Source organism: Sorangium sp. So ce117, from assembly GCF_051524395.1.
Taxonomy (GTDB): domain Bacteria; phylum Myxococcota_A; class Polyangia; order Polyangiales; family Polyangiaceae; genus Sorangium; species Sorangium cellulosum_B.
In genome coordinates this window covers 10,420,041-10,436,636 of the sequence record NZ_CP150309.1, presented here as the reverse complement: position 1 = coordinate 10,436,636, position 16,596 = coordinate 10,420,041, and the positions used below count along the sequence as shown (strand labels likewise).

At 68.6% G+C, this 16,596-nt stretch carries 14 protein-coding genes; 5 read left to right on the top strand and 9 right to left on the bottom strand.

Annotation, left to right across the window (positions count from 1 at the left end):
* Nucleotides 1-15: 15 nt before the first annotated feature.
* The 4 genes from WMF46_RS39095 to WMF46_RS39080 all read right to left on the bottom strand — a co-directional run bounded on the left by WMF46_RS39095 (nucleotide 16) and on the right by WMF46_RS39080 (nucleotide 2,851).
* Nucleotides 16-492, bottom strand: coding sequence for a HesB/IscA family protein (locus WMF46_RS39095; protein ID WP_437981874.1), 477 nt, complete (start codon nucleotides 490-492; stop codon nucleotides 16-18).
* A 73-nt stretch (nucleotides 493-565) separates the two neighbouring features.
* Nucleotides 566-1,015, bottom strand: coding sequence for a Fe-S cluster assembly scaffold IscU (gene iscU / locus WMF46_RS39090; RefSeq protein ID WP_437545245.1), 450 nt, complete (start codon nucleotides 1,013-1,015; stop codon nucleotides 566-568).
* A 72-nt stretch (nucleotides 1,016-1,087) separates the two neighbouring features.
* A complete protein-coding gene (locus WMF46_RS39085) occupies nucleotides 1,088-2,305 on the bottom strand; it encodes an IscS subfamily cysteine desulfurase (protein WP_437987988.1) in 1,218 nt (405 codons plus the stop codon).
* A gap of 18 nt (nucleotides 2,306-2,323) precedes the next feature.
* Nucleotides 2,324-2,851 (bottom strand): MerR family transcriptional regulator, encoded by a 528-nt coding sequence (locus WMF46_RS39080; RefSeq protein ID WP_437981873.1) that lies wholly within the window; start codon nucleotides 2,849-2,851, stop codon nucleotides 2,324-2,326.
* A gap of 513 nt (nucleotides 2,852-3,364) precedes the next feature.
* Here WMF46_RS39080 and WMF46_RS39075 point away from each other — a divergent pair.
* From WMF46_RS39075 to WMF46_RS39055, 5 genes are all read left to right on the top strand, one after another.
* The gene (locus tag WMF46_RS39075; protein ID WP_437981872.1) at nucleotides 3,365-4,471 is read left to right on the top strand and encodes a glycosyltransferase family 4 protein; all 1,107 of its coding nucleotides are present in this window, start codon (nucleotides 3,365-3,367) and stop codon (nucleotides 4,469-4,471) included.
* Nucleotides 4,468-4,932: a serine O-acetyltransferase gene (locus WMF46_RS39070; protein WP_437981871.1), complete on the top strand. Its 465-nt coding sequence runs from the start codon at nucleotides 4,468-4,470 to the stop codon at nucleotides 4,930-4,932. Before WMF46_RS39075 ends, WMF46_RS39070 begins: the two co-directional genes overlap by 4 nt.
* Before the next feature lie 377 nt (nucleotides 4,933-5,309).
* A complete protein-coding gene (locus tag WMF46_RS39065; protein WP_437981870.1) occupies nucleotides 5,310-6,002 on the top strand; it encodes a class I SAM-dependent methyltransferase in 693 nt (230 codons plus the stop codon).
* Between the two features lie 459 nt (nucleotides 6,003-6,461).
* Nucleotides 6,462-7,973: a glycosyltransferase family 4 protein gene (locus WMF46_RS39060; RefSeq protein ID WP_437904525.1), complete on the top strand. Its 1,512-nt coding sequence runs from the start codon at nucleotides 6,462-6,464 to the stop codon at nucleotides 7,971-7,973.
* Nucleotides 7,974-8,029: 56 nt separating this feature from the next.
* Complete coding sequence (locus WMF46_RS39055) at nucleotides 8,030-8,776, top strand: class I SAM-dependent methyltransferase (protein WP_437545233.1); 747 nt, start codon at nucleotides 8,030-8,032, stop codon at nucleotides 8,774-8,776.
* A gap of 21 nt (nucleotides 8,777-8,797) precedes the next feature.
* Here the strand turns inward: WMF46_RS39055 and WMF46_RS39050 are convergent, their stop codons facing one another.
* The 5 genes from WMF46_RS39050 to WMF46_RS39030 form a co-directional block, all read right to left on the bottom strand.
* On the bottom strand, nucleotides 8,798-10,354 hold the full coding sequence (locus tag WMF46_RS39050) for a heparinase II/III domain-containing protein (protein ID WP_437981869.1): 1,557 nt from the start codon (nucleotides 10,352-10,354) through the stop codon (nucleotides 8,798-8,800).
* Nucleotides 10,351-11,616 carry a glycosyltransferase family 4 protein gene (locus tag WMF46_RS39045; protein WP_437981868.1) on the bottom strand — a complete coding sequence of 422 codons (1,266 nt, stop codon included), beginning with the start codon at nucleotides 11,614-11,616 and terminating at the stop codon, nucleotides 10,351-10,353. The genes WMF46_RS39050 and WMF46_RS39045 overlap by 4 nt, the downstream gene beginning before the upstream one ends.
* Before the next feature lie 60 nt (nucleotides 11,617-11,676).
* Nucleotides 11,677-12,486, bottom strand: coding sequence for a hypothetical protein (locus WMF46_RS39040; protein ID WP_437981867.1), 810 nt, complete (start codon nucleotides 12,484-12,486; stop codon nucleotides 11,677-11,679).
* Between the two features lie 169 nt (nucleotides 12,487-12,655).
* Nucleotides 12,656-14,209: a hypothetical protein gene (locus tag WMF46_RS39035; protein ID WP_437981866.1), complete on the bottom strand. Its 1,554-nt coding sequence runs from the start codon at nucleotides 14,207-14,209 to the stop codon at nucleotides 12,656-12,658.
* A gap of 12 nt (nucleotides 14,210-14,221) precedes the next feature.
* A complete protein-coding gene (locus tag WMF46_RS39030) occupies nucleotides 14,222-16,534 on the bottom strand; it encodes a GumC family protein (protein ID WP_437981865.1) in 2,313 nt (770 codons plus the stop codon).
* Between the last annotated feature and the right edge of the window lie 62 nt (nucleotides 16,535-16,596).

The window sequence follows — 16,596 nt, the reverse complement described above, 5'->3', positions numbered from 1 at the left end:
GCTCCCTGCGGCGGCTCAGGCCACCGTGAACGAGTGCCCGCAGCCGCAGCGCGTCGCCTCGTGCGGGTTCTTGAACTTGAAGCCCTGGTACATGAGCGTCTTCTCCCAGTCGAGCACCGAGCCGCCCAGGTAAAGGATGCTCTTCTTGTCGCAGAAGACGCGCACGGTCGCCTTGTCCGGCTCGGCGAACTCCAGGACGAGGTCGCCGGACCGGGGCGGCTTGTCATCGAACTCGATGACGTAGGAGAACCCGGAGCAGCCGCCGCCGCGGATCCCGACCCGGATGGCGCCCTCGGGCGTGCCGCGCTTGTCGAGCTGCGCCCGGATGGCCTGCACCGCGGCGTCGCTCACCGAGAGCGTCCGCTTCGGCTTTGCCTCCGCCTCGCCCGAGGCCCCGTCGCTGCGCGCGGGCGCGCCGTCCGCCGTTGTGGCGTGCGCGGCGTGCGGCCCGGTGTCCGCCGCCTTGGTCGTGGTCTGCTCACTGCTCTGCATGCGTCGTTCCTTCTCCGGTTCCGGTTCCGGTTCCGGTGCTGCGGGCCGCCTCCGCCCCGAAGCCCCGGCGCTGTTACTCCGCGCTCGCCGTCGCGGCGGCCGCGGCGGGGACCGAAGGCGCCGCGCCCGCGAGCTCCTTCTTCGCCTGCTGCTTGGCGCGGAAATCGGCGATGGCGCTCTTGATCGCGTCCTCGGCGAGGACCGAGCAATGGATCTTCACCGGAGGCAGGTGGAGCTCCTCGGCGATCATGCTGTTCTTGATCGTCTCGGCCTCGTCGATCGTCTTGCCCTTCAGCCACTCGGTGGCGAGCGACGACGACGCGATGGCCGACCCGCAGCCGAACGTCTTGAACTTCGCGTCCTCGATGACGCCGCCCTCGCCGACCTTGATCTGCAAGCGCATGACGTCGCCGCAGGCCGGAGCGCCGACGAGCCCGGTGCCGACGTGCTCGTCATTCTTGTCGAGCGTGCCGACGTTGTGGGGGTTCTCGTAGTGCTCGATGACCTTATCGCTGTATGCCATGGCTCTCTCCTCGACCGTTTCCTTTCGTCTCGAAACCTTGCTCTGTCGGGCCGGCGGCGCTCGCGCCGCTCGTCAGTGGGCCGCCCACTGCACGGTGTTCAGGTCGATCCCCTCTTTGTGCATCTCGTAGAGGGGCGACATGTCGCGCAGCTTGTTCACCTTCCGGATCACGAGGTCAGCCACGTAGTCGACCTCCTCCTCGGTGGTGAAGCGCCCGAGCCCGAACCGGATGGACGAGTGGGCGAGGTCGTCGCCGATGCCCATCGCATGGAGGACGTAGGAGGGCTCCAGGCTGGCGCTCGTGCACGCCGAGCCGCTCGAGACCGCCACGTCCTTGATCGCCATCATCATGGCCTCGCCCTCGACGAAGCTGAACGACACGTTGAGGTTGCCCGGCAGCCGCCGATCGGGCGAGCCGTTCAGCTGGATGGCGTCGAGCTCCTTCCAGAGCCGGTTCCTCAGCCGCTCGCGCAGCGACAGGACGCGCGCCGACTCCGCCTCGCCCTCCTCCATGAGGATCTCGGCTGCCCTGGCGAACCCGACGATGCCGGGCACGTTGAGCGTGCCGGACCGCATGCCGAACTCGTGGCCGCCGCCGTCCATCTGGGCGGTGATCCGGACGCGCGGCTTCGACCTCCGCACGTACAGGAAGCCGATGCCCTTCGGGCCGTAGATCTTGTGGGCCGTCACCGACGCGAGGTCGACCCCCATCTGCTCGACGTTGAACGGGACCTTCCCGACCCCCTGCACCGCGTCGGAGTGGAGGAGGATACCCTTCGATTTCGTGATCTTTCCGATCTCGGCGATGGGCTGGACCGTGCCGACCTCGTTGTTGGCCAGCATGATCGAGACAAGGATCGTCTTGTCGGTGATCGCCCGGGCGACGTCGTCCGGGTCGACCATCCCGTACTTGTCGACCTTGAGGTAGGTGACCTCGTAGCCCTGCTTCTCGAGCCGCTTGCAGGTGTCGAGCACCGCCTTGTGCTCGATGACGCTCGTGATGATGTGGTTGCCCTTGTCCTTGTAGAACTCGGCGACCCCCTTGATGGCGATGTTGTCGCTCTCGGTCGCGCCGGAGGTGAAGACGATCTCCTTCGGATTCGAGGCGCCGATGAACCTGGCGAGCGTCTCGCGAGCGTGGCCGACCGCCTCCTCGGCCGTCCAGCCGAAGACGTGGCTCCGGCTCGCGGCGTTGCCGAATTTGCCGTTGAAATACGGCAGCATCACGTCGAGGACACGCTGATCGACGGGCGTCGTCGCGTGGTAATCCATGTAGATCGGAAGCTGGATAGCCATGGTGTTTCTCGCTCAGCGGTGATTCGAGCCGTGGCGGCAATGCCCATTGCCGCGGATCCCGGCGACGAGCTCGGGCTCAGCCGTGCTCTTGTCGTGGAGGTTACAGTTCGTACAGGCGGCGACGAGCTCTGCCGGGTCGCACGCCTCGCAGGTGTCGAGGTAGGCGAGGCTCGCCACGAGCTCGTGCTCGAGGGTCTTGAGGTGCGCGACCTGCTCCCGCACCTCTTCGAGCTTCTGCTGGTAGACGTGGCGGATCTGCGCCATCGCGCCGGGGGCCGAGGGGGACGACTCCCAGGTCGAGACGATCTGCTGGATCTGGCTCAGCGACAGGCCGAGGTCGTGGAGCTTGCCGATCCACCGGACGCGGGTCAGGGCCGCGTGATCGTAGAGCCGGTAGCGCCCCTTGGAGCGGGCGTGCGGCGTGAGCAACCCCACCTCTTCGTAGTGGTGGATCGCCCGCACGGTTTTCCCGGTTGCCTTGGCGATGTCCCCCACCTGAAGGAGGCGCTCCTCGTCCTCGGCTTCACCGAGAGCCCCCATCAGATCGTCCGTTCGGGACGTGCTGGACGTGACGGGCCCCACGATGCTTTGCTCGTGGGCTAGCGGAAGGTGGTGGCGGGTGGTCATCGGGTGGTCATCGGCCCGTCGCGCTCGAAACCGTGCTCGGTTGAAACCATGACCCTTACGTACGCGTGAGGGTTGGGGACCTTGTAGGTCGGAGCGCCAAGACTGTCAACCGGGTCGTACGGGGCCAGCGTGAAACAGCGGAAGGAGGCGGAATCGGCGGCCGCTCGAGGTGCCGGAGGAGCAACCTCCCGGGCCGCCGGCCGCGGCCGCGAGAGACGGCCGCGCTGCGGCGGGTCGGGGCGGCGGGAGGGCGCGCCTGCAGAGCCCGCCTCCACCGCCCTGTGCCGAGGCAGGCTGACTGCTTTCCTGGGATCGCGGGCCGTTCGGTGACGATCCGGCGCTGTCGGCGCGGGGCTCGACGAGCGGGCGTTCCCGCCATCCATCGCCGCACAGGTATGGTATCACCTCCGCGACGATAGCGACGCGATGGCAGACAAGAAACGAATCCTGTTCGTGGGCTCGTTCAATCCCCCGGCTGACGGGAAGATGGGTGGGCAGTACTTTGCTTGTCGCTCTCTGATCGAGAGCGATCTGAAAGATGATTTCGATTTCCTCCTCGTCGACTCCACCCTCGACAGCATCCGGGTGCAATCGGTGCGCCGCAGGCTGCACAGGATCGCGCCGAGGGTGCTGAGGTGCGTCAGGGCGCTGCTCTTCTCGAGGGTGGATGCGGTCCTCTTGTTCTCGAGCTCGGGGCTGAGCTTCGTCGAAAAGGGGTCGATCGGGCTCCTCGGCAAGCTGCTCGGCAAGAAGGTCGCCATCTTCCCTCGCTCGGGGCCGATCGTCGACAACGTCGCCAGGAGCAGGCTGTACAGGTCGTACCTGAGCGCCGTCGTGAGATCCTGCGATGTCGTGATATGCCAGAGCGAAACCTGGCGGAGCTTCTTCCAGAGCCTGGTCCCCGAGAAATATGGGGAAAAACTCGTCGTCATCGAGAACTGGCTGCCCGACTCCAGCTTCGGCGACGTGGAACACAAGGCATACCCTCGAGCCATGGACAGGCCCTTGAGGCTGCTCTATTTCAACCGGATCGAGCGGCAGAAGGGTATTTACGATTTCCTCGAGGCCATGCTCCTCTTGCAGCGGGCGAACGCCTCGGTCAGCGCCAAGATCTACGGAGACGGAAGCGAGCTGGACGACGTGCGCAGGTTCATCTCCGAGAACCAGCTCGAGAACACCGAGTACATGGGCTGGCTCTCGACGGACAAGAACGAGGTCATCTCGTCCTTCGATCTGTGCGTGTTCACCTCGCACAGCGAAGGGTTCCCGAACGCCTTGCTGGAGGTCATGGCCCTCGGGGTCCCCGTCGTGTCCAGCAGGGTGGGCGCAGTGAACGATCTCGTCGTGTCCGGGAGAAATGGGCTCCTGGTGGACGTCGGGAGCCCGGGCCAGATCGCCGAGGCGGTCCTGACCGTCCTCCGCGAGCCGGCGCTGCTGGAGGAGTTCTCGCGGCGCTCGCTCGAGAGGGTGAGGCAGACCAACAGGATGGGTCATGCCGTGACCAAGTTCAGAGACCTGTTGTCGACGCTATGAAGAATCCTTCTGTGCTGCTGTATCGGCTGGGAAACTTCTTTTATCGGAACAACCTGACCTTCGTCGCCACGCTCATCACGTGGTTGAACAGGTTCGTGTTCGCGGTCTTCGTCCCCTCCTCGGCCACGATCGGGGCGAATTTCAGGCTCGCTTACTGGGGGCTGGGGGTCGTGCTCCACACGAGGACGGTCATCGGCGACAACTGCCTCGTCTGCCAGAACGTCACGATAGGGAGAAACTTCGGCAGCCAGGGCGTCCCACGGCTGGGCAACGACGTCTATGTCGGAGCGGGGAGCGCCATCTTCGGCGACATCGTCATCGGGGATAACGTGATCATCGGAGCCAACAGCGTCGTGAACAAGGACGTGCCGTCCAACTCCGTCGTCGCCGGGAACCCGTTCAGGATCATCGCGTCCGACAGGAAGCTCAAGTACTACGAGCTGGATAACCCGAGCGCCTGATCCGCGGGATCGGGTCGACCCGACCGCGTGACCGGGCGCATCTCCATGCGCGCTCTGTTCCATGGCGCGCGTCCATGGCGCGCGTGGCCCGTGCGGGCCCGCATGGCCATGGGCGCGCTGGCTTCGCCCGGCCGGGGAGCGCCCGGGGTGCCGCGCTGCGACAATTCGTCCAGATTTGTCCTGGACCGAGCTGGGAAACCGTGATTCCTTTCGCGAGGCATCCGCCCCGCCGGCGGCCCTGCCCTAGCGAGGACGTGATGAGCAACGCGGCGTCGTCGGCCGGAGACAAGGCAGGAAAAGCGCATTGGAATCAAGTGTGGTCGAACCGGTCGCTCCCAAAGCCGGTGGATCCGCATGCGCGTGGGTTTCGGCAATACGTGCGCCAGGCATTTCATCGGGAGTTCGTTCGCGCGTTCGAGGGCATGGAGACGAAGGGGCAACGCCTGCTGGAGATCGGCTGTGGTCGTTCCGCCTGGCTCCCCTACCTCGCGCGTGAGTTTGGCTTTCAGGTCAGCGGGCTCGACTATACCGAGATTGGCTGCGCGCAGGAGCGGGACATCCTCGCGAGCGCCGGCATCCCTGGAGAGATCGTGTGCGCCGATCTGTTCGAGCCGCCGGAGCGCTTCGTGGGCGCCTTCGACGCGGTGGTGTCGCTCGGCGTGGTCGAGCACTTCGAGGACACGGCGGGCTGCCTCCGCGCATGCGCGCGCTACCTGCGCCCAGGCGGGCGCATCGTCACGGAGATCCCGAACATGCGCGGGCTCGTGGGGTGGGTGGCCAAGGTCACCGACAGGCCCACCTACGACGTTCATGTTCCGCTGGACCGCGAGGCGCTGGTGAAGGCGCATCGCGACGCGGGCCTCCATGTGCTGCGGAGCGACTACATCCTTCCGCTGGACGTCAGCCTCTTCGGCGTGGGCAGCATCGGGTCGCGCTGGCTCCGCCTACCGGCGGTCGGCGCTGCCTCTGCCGTTGCTGAGCTCGTCTGGGCGCTCGACGCGCGCGGCCTGGCTCCCCGACCGAACGCCGTCACGTCCCCGTACATCTTCTGCGTCGCCGAAAAGAGCTGATGGCCCGACTCCATCACACCATGGAGTCTCGGGCCAGAAAGCGCACACCAGGCGCGGGATCCATCGCTGCTACGGAGCGCCACGCGCCTCGCGAGGGGCTTCAAGCCCAGCGGGGACGAGGAGGGCCCGCCGAGGCCACGTCTCTGTTTCGGTGAAGGCGTTTCCGCTTGCACGGCAAACCCCGCTACGGCCGAGGCCGGCATAACGACATTGTCATCAGGGCGACGCACCACAGTAAACACTCACAGGTAAAATTGTACAATGTGACTGTAAAATGTAAGCGGCGGAGGAAAGTTCCAGGCCCTCGCCGGATTCCAAAGCCTGCTCCTGGGTTGTTCCGTGTGCTGACTTGGGGTACTAGGTGCGCACCAACAACGGGCTGTCCGCCATGGTGATGAGCTATGAATGTCGCCCGCCGCGCCGCACCTTAGGGATGCGGGATTTCCAGAGGAGCGAGCGATGGTAAGTACGCTCACGGCGGTTATTCTGGCGCTGGTGCTCTCGTGGGCAGCGACGCCGCTCGCGCGCCGTTTGGCGGTGACGGTGGGGGCAGTGGATGAACCGACCGCGCGGCGCGTACACACGCGGTGCGTCCCGCGCCTGGGCGGGCTCGCGATCGTGGCGGGTTTCGTGCTGCCGCTGTTCATCCTGGCCGCGCTGGGGACGCAGATCGGGCTGATGTGGTTCTCGCAGCACTCGCTGGTGGTGGGGCTGCTGGCTGGAGGGCTGGCGATCGCCGCGGTCGGCGCCTGGGACGATACGAAGGGAATGCGCGCGCGGCACAAGCTGGCCGCGCAGGTCCTCGTCGCGTCGATCGCCTGGGCCTTCGGGCTCCGCCTCGAGTGCGTGACGCTGCCGTACTTCGGGCATGTATCGTTCTGGCCGCTCTCGTTCCTGGTGACGATTCCGTGGTTCGTCGCCATCATCAACGCGGTCAACCTGATCGACGGGCTCGACGGGCTCGCGGCGGGCGTCGGCTTCTTCGCCTGCGTCGCGAACTTCATCACCGCGTACCTCGGCGGCTACCCCGGCAACATGGTGATCTGCCTGCTCGCGGCGACGCTCGCGGGCGCGATCGTGGGGTTCCTGTTTCACAACTTTCACCCCGCGACGATCTTCATGGGGGACACCGGGAGCATGTTCCTTGGGTTCATGCTGGCCGCGATCCCTCTCTTCGGCGTGGGCACGCACAAGGGCGGCACCGCGCTCGCCGTCATGGTGCCGCTGCTCGCGCTGGGCCTGCCGATCTTCGACATGATCTCGGCGATGGTGCGGCGTTATGTCGCTCGCCGGCCGATCTTCGCCGCCGATCGTTCGCACATCCACCACAAGCTGCTCGACAAGGGCCACTCGCATCGCAGCGCGGTGCTGATCCTGTATGGGCTCAGCCTGCTGTTCACCGTGGTCGCGCTGGTGGCGTATGTCGGCCGCTCGCTCGAGATCGGGTTCGCCCTCGTCGCCTGCAGCGTGGTGCTCTTCATCGTGGTGCGCACGGCGGGCTCGCTCCCGCTCTTCGGGGCGCAGCCGCAGGACCCCCGGCGCCCCCGCGAGGCCGCCGTGGAGGCGCTGCGCCGCGCTGTGCCGTGGGCGCTGATGGAGATCGAGGCCGCGAGCGGCGTGGACAAGCTGCGCCCGGTGCTCGAGCGCTTCGCCGAGGAGGCGAAGCTCGTCGCGCTCGAGGTGAGCTCCGCCGGGGCCAACGGCAGCGCGCGCGTGAAGCCCTGGAGCTGGGCGCAGGACGCGGCGACGCCGCAGCAGCTCCGCGAGGCGGTGGTCGCGGTGTTCCCGATCAAACTCGAGGGCGAGACCGTCGAGCTGCGCTTCCGCTGGGACAGCGAGGAGTGCGCGGTCAATCCGCAGGCCGACATGCTGCTGCAGCTCGTCGTGGACTCTGCAGAGCGCCTGCTGCTGCGCCGTCCGCCGCCGCGCGCTCGGGATTCGCGCCCGCATGGGCGCTTCTCGGTGGTGTGAGGGGCCGCTATCCCGCGCTGATGTGTTCGTGCCGCCGGACTGATTGAGGAGATATCGTGGATATTGCCCGCAAGATCGTTGGTCTCAACTGCAAGACGAACGAGCTCTATTATCGTTTCAGCGATCATGCGCATTACTGGAAGGTCTACCAGGGCATCGTGGACGAGGCGGTCGCGCCGGCGACGGACATCATCCACCTCGGCTGCGGGCCGCTGTGGTTCGGCAAGGTCGCGACGGTGCCTCTCGACGGCAAGACCATCTACGCGGTCGATCCGGATGAGGAGGCGCTCGCGCGCAACCCGGCGCAGCGGCATATCTGCGCGTACGGCGAGTCGATCCCGCTGCCGGACGGCTGCGCGGACGTGATCGCCGCGGACCACCTGCTCGAGCACCTCGAGCGGCCCGAGGCGGTGCTGCGCGAGGCCCACCGCCTGCTGCGGCCGGGGGGGCGATTCGTGTTCACGGCGCCGAACCTCCTCTCCTATTCGGGCCTCGCGACCCACCTCACGCCGCACTGGTTTCATACGCTCTACGTCGGGCTCCTGCGCGGGACGAGCGGCAGCGACAATGCCAAGCCGTACCCGACGTACTTCCGCATGAACACGGTCTGGGCCGTGAAGCGCCTCGCGAAGGCCGCGGGCTTCCGCGTCGACAAGCTCGCCACCGGGGTCGACCACCCGAGCTATACGGTGTTGATCCCCGGGCTCCACCAGGCCGCGCTGGCGCTTCACCTCGTGCTCGACAAGGTCGAGGCGCTCGCGCCTTTCCGCATCACGCTCACAGGCAGCCTCGTCCGCGAGTAGCGCACGGAGACGCGCCCCGCTCTAAAAGCGAATTCGAAAGCCGGCGCGCCAGGCGTCGCGCACGTCTCCGCGCCCGGAGAACACCGTGGCTGCCTGGGGCTTCCGGAAGCAGGGGTGCCATACGCCCGGGCTCCGCTCGGGCGTGAGCTGGATGCCCTCGATCTCGATGGGCTGGCGTCGCAAGACGGCCTCGTCGACCCTGAGCCGGGAGCAGGCGCTCGTCCTGCCGCCGAGGATGTCGTCGAGGACCACGAGCTCCCGAGCGGACAGCTCCACCGTCCGGCGATGCCGGGGGGCTCCGGGGAGAGCGCGATACCCGTCGTGTTCAGCCTCGACGGCGACGTGCGCCGAGGCGCGCTCGAGCCTGCGCACCCCGGCGCGCGCCCGGCGGCCGACGCGGAAGGCGCTCCACACCTCGCTCGAATCGACGTCGCCGAGCTCCACCGTGTTGTGGGCGCGCGTGGAGCGGGTGGTCTGCCGGTCGCCGTCGGTCTTGTAGCTGGAGACCCCGTAGTCGACGACAGCGCGCTCTCCGCGGAGCCATAGCTCGAAGGTGAGCGCGTCCGCGTGCACGTGCCCGGGCTGATAGGAGGCTCCATCCATCCCCGCGTCGAGCGCGAGCCAGGCCCGGTCGCCGAACCGCAGGATCACCCAGCCGGTGGCCGCGAGGTGGTCGAGCGACGGCGTGTCGTCCGGCGGCGCGCCGGGGGCTGCCCGCCCGCCACCGGAGGCCCTGCCCGGCGTGAAGAGGCCGAGGTCCTCGCCGAGGGCGAGGACGTGGTCGAGCTCCGGCGCGGCGTCGAGCGACGCATCGTTGAAGAGCGGGTACGAGCCGTCCGGCGCGCGCACGGCGGCGGCCCACTCGAGGGCCCTCTCCGCCGTGATCCTCCAGCGCTCGGGTACCTCGCGGCCGGCCGCCTGCGCGAGCTCGATGGCCTCGAGCAGCCCGGCCGTCAGCGCGAGGTGGTACGACGCGGAGAGCTCGAAATGGCCGCCGTCCGCGAGGAACTGCTCCGGCAGCTGCCACGCCAGGATCGCGGAGCCGAGCCGCCACCACGCCTCGGCCTCGGGCCCGTGGGCCACGGCGCCGCCGCACACGAGCCCTATCGCGTTCTCCAGGAGGTGATTGGCGAGCAGGTGAAGCTCGAGGCCGAGCGCGATGGCCCGACACGCGCGCGCCAGCTCGGCAGAGAGCCCGGGGCGGCCGAGGCGCGCCGCCGCCGCGAGCCGGCGGGCGCGCACCGACGCGGGAAACGGGTGCGACGCGATCGGGTCGTCCCACGCGCTCGGGGCGGGGAGGGTCGGCTCGGCCCCGAGCTCATAGCCATAGGCGCGCTCGTAGGCGTGCAGGAGCGACCCTTCGGGAATGGCGGCCAGCCGCGCGCGCCCGCGCTCCTTCTCGGCGTCGGCGAAGGCCGCGAACCGCGGGCTCGACGGGGCAAAGCCCGGCCGGAGGCGAGGCGCCAGCGCCGCGCTCGGCCCCCCGCCGAGCGCGCGGTGGCCGAGGGCGATCGGGCGGGCGAGGACCTGCAGCGGGTGGAGCTGGACGAGGGTGCGGGCGATCCGCGGGAGGTTCATCGCTCGCTCCTGCTCTGGCCTTCACGAGAGCGCGAGCGGCAGAGCACGCGCTCCAGCACATCGACATACTCGCGCGCGAGCATCTCGCGCTCGAACGAGCGCATCACGTAGGCCCGCCCTGCCGACCCCATGCGCCTTCGCCGCTCTGGATCGGAGGCGAGCTCGACGATCGCCCGGGTCATGGCCGGTACGTCTTCCGGGGGAGCGAAGACGCCGGCGCTCGCCTCCTCGACGATGGACCGCGCTTCGCCGTCGACCGAGATCACGATGGGCCGCTCCATGGCGAGGATCTCGAAGATCTTGGACGGGATGACCGTCTGAAAGAGCTCGGTCTTGCGCAGGGGAACGAGGCAGATATCGGCGGTCGCATACACCTCGGTGACCGCATCGCGCGGGAGGGCGCCGAGGAACGTCACGTTGGAGAGCCCGAGCTCCCGGGCGCGCGCCTCCAGGCTGGCCCGCTCCGCCCCGTCGCCGACGAACAGGAAGCGAATGTCGTCGCGGGCGCGCAGGCCGCTGGCCACATCGAGCACGGCGGAGAGGCCGTGCGCCATGCCGTGCGTTCCGACGTACGCCACGACGAGGCGGTCGCCGAAGCCGAGCTTCTCACGGAGCGGCGTGTCGCGCGAGGCGGGGGTGAAGCGCCCGAGGTCCGCGCCGTTCCTGATGACGTCGATCTTGTCGGCGGGGATTCCCCGCTGGATGAGCCGCTCCCGGAAGCTCTGCGTGACGACCACGATCCCGTCGGACACCTCGTAGAGGTGCTCCTCGACGCGCGTGAGCCCGCGCACGACCGCGTGCCCGGCCGACAGCGCGCCCACGGCCACGATCGACTCGGGCCAGAGGTCGCGCACCTCGAACACGAACGGCATCCCGCGGAGCCTGGCGAGCCCGTAGCCGGCCACGGCCGCGAGGAACTGGGGGCTCGTCGCGATGAGGACGTCGGCCTGCGGTAAACCGATCTGCGCGAGCGAGAGCGCAGACAGGGCGAAGGACCCATACGCGAGCGAGCGGCGCACCTTGCCCCGGTTGGCGGCGGCGTAGATCCAGGTGCGGAGGACCCGGACCCCGTGGAAGTCCTCTTCCACGCGGAGCCGACCTCGATAGGCAGCCGGGATCACCCCTGTCGGGTGGTTCGGCATGCCCGTCAGGACCGTGACCTCGTGTCCGGCACGCCGCCAGGCCCGGGCGAGCTCGGAGACACGCGCGGCGGGGGCCCCGGACTCGGGGGGAAAGTAGGGAGAGACGTAGAGGATGCGCATGAGGGCTTCAGGGAGGTCCGTGCGTGGGAAGCGAGCTTTGCTGCCGATGAACGAGGGGCTTCAGCAGCTCAGGATGAGCTCCTTGATCTCGGTTCCGCCATGGATGCTGTCGATGTGCCCGAAGCCGCCCTCCGTTCGCGCGAACAGCGAGGCCTTCTCGGCGTCGCGGTTGTCGATCACAAGGAGCAGCCCGTCAGGCGCGAGCGCGCGCCAGAAATTGCGCGCGGCTCGGCGGATCTGATCGTCGGAGAAATAGGCGCGGTTCAGGATGTTCGCTGCCTTGACGACCGTCGGCGCGGGGCCGTCCCACGGCTGGAAGATGTCGTGGGGCCTGAGGCGCACGCGCGCGTCACGGCGCGCGATCTCGCGGAGCCGCGGCTGGACGAGCGATACCTCCGGATAGGCCGGGTCGAACGGCGGGATGGCGCCGCGCCACCCGGGGAGCACCCAGCGCGGCCAGCGGCGCGAGCCCGCCGCTGCGGGATAGAACAGCAAGCGCGGGGTGGCGGCGAGGACGCAGGCGCCGTCCGCATCATAGAAGAACGCGCGCCCGCGATCGTCGGCGCGCACCCGGAGCGAGAGCGCCCTGTCCGTCACGTAGTACGCCTCGAAGGCGTCGCCGAGCGCGGTGATCAGATCGAGCGCCGTGCTCCCGTCGGAGGCACCGACATCGAGGACGACGGGGCTCTTCTGGCGGAGCGCTCCCACGAGGAGGGCGTCGCTCTGCCGGTGCCTGCCCGGCCGCGTCGTCTTGTAGGTGCCGCCCAGCAAGAGGACGGAGATCCGCTCCGAGAACACCTCGGGCGACGTGATCTCCTCGGGCCGGAGGAGGACCCGCGGGTCCGGGAAGCAGACCCTGCGAGGCAGCATGCGCGCCGGCCAGCCTGAACGGTTCAAACGAAAGGGAAATCTCATGACGATAGGGACCTGGCTTCTCCGCTCTTCATGTTCCGACGCCGCGCGCCGCGCGGTCCATCCTGCGGCTTGCGGGCGCGCGCTCCCGCGTTGTCCTCGCGCCGGCCAACCCCGGTCGGCGCGGCTACCGCCCCAGCGCCGACGAGGGCCCGAGGCGCGTATCGCGCAGGCGCTGCCTGGATCTCCGGCGTGTCGGGCCGAGGGCGGCCAGCCCGCTCCGCAGGTGCGCGACCACCGAGGTGAGCACGACCGCCGCGAGCAGCGCGATCCCCAGCGACACCGTGATCTTGAGCAGCGCGGTCAGCTCGCCGCGAAACTGGTTGTACGCGAACGAGGCGAGGTTCACCGCCGCGGCGCGGGCGAGCAGGGGCGAGCCGCGCGCGCCGGCCACGAGGAGCGGCATCATGAAGAAGAGCCCGCTGAAGACCGCGATCTCGATGGCCGTGCCGGCGAGCCCGAAGTTCAGGTACCCTTCGGCGGCGGCGCCCATCGCGAAGCCGGCGCCGCGGCGCGCGAGGTCGGGGGCCGTCCACATGGCATATCGCTGCGCGAGGCCGAGCGGTCGCTCGCTCCAGAGCGGCTTGGGCACCAGGATGAGGAACGCGTTCACCCAGCTCTCGCCTGGGTAGCTGATGATGGGCGGCTGCTCGTTCACGACGCTGACGAGGTTGGCGTAGACCCGCTGGAGCTCTCCGATCTCCAGCGGGTTCTCTATCCGATCGAGGTACGCGCTGGCCGACGATATCTGCGCGTCGAGCCCGCTGCCCTGCTCGGCGCGGGCGCCTTCCACGACGATGCCGTAGAAGAGGACGCCCACCATGCCGATGGCCAGCCATACGCGCCGGATCTGGATGCCGAAGGCATGCGCGGCGAGCGCGACGGAGAGGACCGTCCAGACGAGGGGGCCCCGCCGGCCCATGATCGTGTTGAGCAGGAAGCTCACGAAGAAGCAGAACCCCGCGAGCGAGACCACCCTCGGCACGGTCAGCCCCGCCTTGCGGAGCGATACGACCCGGAGGAAGAGGTAAACGACGGCCACCCCGATGAGGTGCCAGCCGCCGGTGAGCAGCCCTTTGCCATCTGCCTCGAGGTGATTGGAGGCGTAGTTCATCGAGAAGAACCGCCCCACGCCGATCGTGGCGATCCATGTGGCCACGAGCCCCAGGCCCACCATGCCGACGAGGATCGTGGCCCAGTCCTGGTCCAGCGTCGCCTTGGGCCTGTGCGCCGGGACAAGGCGCTGCAGGTCGGGCGCTTCCTTGGGGCGGCTCAGCGCGGTGCAGGCGAGGGCGCAGCCGACCGCGCCGGCATAGGCCACCTCCATGGCTGCCGTCTCATGGCTCGACAGGGAGAACTCGCGGGAGATGAGGAGGCGCAGGATAGGTGAGTAGGCGACGCTGAGGAAATAGGCGGCTGGTATGTAGGTCTCCGGATCCAGCGGATGGAACCGGGGGCCGCTGGCGCGGGCGAGCGACGGGGCGGCCAGCAAGAGCACGAGGCCGATCGTCCATCCGCGGCCGTCGCCGAGCGCTCCCTCGAGGATCGGGCCGAGGGCCGCCAGCGTCCCGACGAGGAGCGTCGCGGTGACCCGGCCGAGGGGCGTCTTCGTCCGCCGCGCCGGCGGCGCGCCGGCGGCGCGCGCAGCGCCGCGCGCGCGGGGGAGTCTCAGCGAGGGCAACGGCGGCGCTCCTCAGTTCGGCAAGGAGGGTGGAGAGGGGGGCGGGGAGGGGGGGGCAGGAGCGTCCGTCGGGGCCGCGGGCGCCGGCTCGGAGGGCGCGTGGTAATAGCCGTCCTTCCTGTCGCCATAGTAGTGGTAAATTCCGTACTCTTGGCGCTTCAGATCGACGGCGTTCAGCACGACGCCCACGGTCTTGCCGCCGACGTCGAGCAGCGCGCGGATCCCATGGCGCGCGAAGTCGTGCCTCGTCGCGGAGGCGCGCACGACGAGCACCGTGCCGTCGACCAGCGTCGACAGCACGGCGCCGTCGGTGACCGCGACGATGGGCGGGCTGTCGATGATGACCCGGTCGAAGCGGCTCTGGAGCTTCTGGAGCAGCGCCTGGAAGCGTTCGCTGTGCAAGAGCTCCGCCGGGTTCGGCGGGATCGGGCCTGCCGGGATGACGTAGAGGTTCTCCACCTCGGTCTTGAGCGCGCTCTCGTCGTCCACCACGGAGTCGTCGAGCAGCGCGCTGGTGACGCCGAGCTCCGGGCTCTTGCCGAAGATCTGGTGGATGCGCGGCTTGCGGAGGTCGCAATCGATGAGGACGACCTTCTGTCCGGCCTGCGCCATGGCGACGGCGATGCAGCAGCACACGGTCGTCTTGCCCTCGCTGGGGCCGGCGCTGGCGATGAGGAGCGTCTTGTAAGGCCGGTCGGGCGACATGAAGAGCAGGTTGGTCCGGATCGCGCGCGCCGCCTCGGCGATCCCGCTCGTCGGCTGATCGTGCACGACGAGCTCGCGCCGGCCCAGCTGGGGCGCGGCCTTGCCGCGGTGGCGCGCCCTGCGGCGCTGGGCTTCCTTCTGGTCCCGCTTGTCGAACTCCGGGAGGAGCCCGAGGAAGGGCAGCCCGAGCTCCCGCTCGACCTCATCCGGCGTCCGCAGCGTGCGATCGAGCATCGCCCGCCCCAGCGCAGCGCCGATCCCGAGGAGCAGCCCGGCGAGGATGCCTATCCCGATGTTGACGCCGACGCGCGGCCGCAGCGCGGTGAGCGGGAAGTTCGGCCGATCGAGGACGTGGATGTTGTTCACCCGCAGCATTCGCTGGAGATCGCTCTCCTTCGTGCGCTCCAGGACGAGCTGGTACAGCTTCTCTGTGTTGTCCTTCGTCCTGCGGAGTCGATCGTACTCGATCTTGAGGGAGTTCAGCTCGAACGCCTGCTTCTTCGCGTCCTCGAGCAGCCCCACGAGGCCCCCCTCCTGGCGCTTCACGATGGCGAGATCGCGGTTCACCGCGCCCTGAACGTTCTTGATCTCGGCGACCAGCGCGCTCCTGTTGGCCGCGACCCGCTCGGTCGCGGCGCGGACGTCAGGGTGGTTTTCACCCTTGCCGGAGCCGATGAGCGCGTCGCGCTCACGGACGCACTCCTCCTGGCGCGCGCGCAGCATCTGGAGGACCGGGCTCTGGATGAGCTCGGAGGCGGGGAGGTCGAGCGGGGTGTTCGGATCGAGCTTCGACAGCTCGTAGCTCCGGGCCGCGAACTCCTCACGCTTCGTGCGCACGGACGTGAGAGCGTCGTTGATCTGCTTCATCTCCTCGCGCAGCAGGTTCGTCTTGTCCTCGAAATCGACGTCGAGGATGTTCTTGCTGAGCTTGTATTCGTGGAGCGACGTCTCGCTCGCCTCGAGATCGTACTTCAGCTTGTCGAGCTGCGCCCGGAGCCAATCGACCGCTGAGTTCGTCGAGGCGAGCGCGTCATCGAGGTTCTGCTCGATGTAGATGTCCATCAACGTGGTGAGGATGCGCTGAGCCCGCTCGCGATCCGCGTCGTTGTAGCGGATCACCGCGAGGCGGCTGTCCTTCACCGGCTCGACGACGAGCCGCTCGCGCAGGATCTCCGCGGCCTCCTCCGGGGTCACGGACATCGGCCCGGGCGAGGCCGCGTCCTTCGGGAGGTCCTTCAGAAAATAGGCATCGTTCTGCAGGTTGAGCTGGGCGACGACCGCCAGCGCCACCCGGATGGACCGGATGACCTTGTACTGGGTTTCATAGTACTCGCGGTTATTCCAGTACGAGCCGGCGCCCATGTCGACCACAGTGTCGACCCCGCGGCCGAGCGGCCGAGGAGGGTTCGGATCGAACTGCACCGTCGCCGCGGATTGATAGATCTTCTTCTGGCCGAGCGTATAGAACGTGACGCTGAGGGCGACCAGGAGCAGGGTGGTCAGCGCGATGGCCCAGTGCTTGCTGACCGTTCGCCAGGTGACGACGAGGTCGAACGCGCGCTCGCCTGAGATGTCGTCGCGGAGAGCGGTCGTGGAGGGGGCTCTGGAATCGTCGGCCATAAGTCATGCGCTCGAAGCGCCTTCGTGGAGGGTAGAGGTCCGCGCGGAGGGGTAAGGTGCCC